The organism is Mesorhizobium waimense (assembly GCF_003601975.1).
Classification (GTDB): domain Bacteria; phylum Pseudomonadota; class Alphaproteobacteria; order Rhizobiales; family Rhizobiaceae; genus Mesorhizobium; species Mesorhizobium waimense.
On sequence record NZ_QZWZ01000229.1, the window covers coordinates 1 to 415 of the forward strand.

Consider the following 415-nt stretch of genomic DNA (forward strand, 5'->3'; position numbering starts at 1 on the left):
CGGCAGCAGCAAGTCCGCCATGTAATTGGTCTCGTCGACCGTGTAGGCGAACGCCACCATGAACGGGAAGCGGGCGATCGACTCCGCGAGCCGGCGCGTGTCCCAGAACGAGATCGCCGGGTTGGAGCGGTAGACGAACCACACGTCCGGATGGGTCGGCTCCGGCATCGGCCAGTCGGCCGGCCGCTCCTCCTGGAACATCCAGGCGAGCTGCGTCGGTCCCAGCGCCTGGCTCCAGCCGCCGTTGCGGCCGACGATCGGCACCAGGGTTCGATGCAGATTGCGCGTCGTCGGCGTCGCCTCCCAGCGCTCGCGGCTGGTGGGGTTGAAGTGCTGCACCATGAAGCCGTCGTCGCCCGGCTTCACCGAGAGGTGCCGGTTGTCGTGCGGGCGGTTGAGCCGCACCGTGGTGCCG

Annotated in this window: 1 pseudogene; it reads right to left on the minus strand. The window is 69.2% G+C overall.

From position 1 onward, the window contains the following. Nucleotides 1-415: pseudogene (locus tag D3227_RS40770) on the minus strand (molybdopterin-dependent oxidoreductase); the annotation flags it as partial.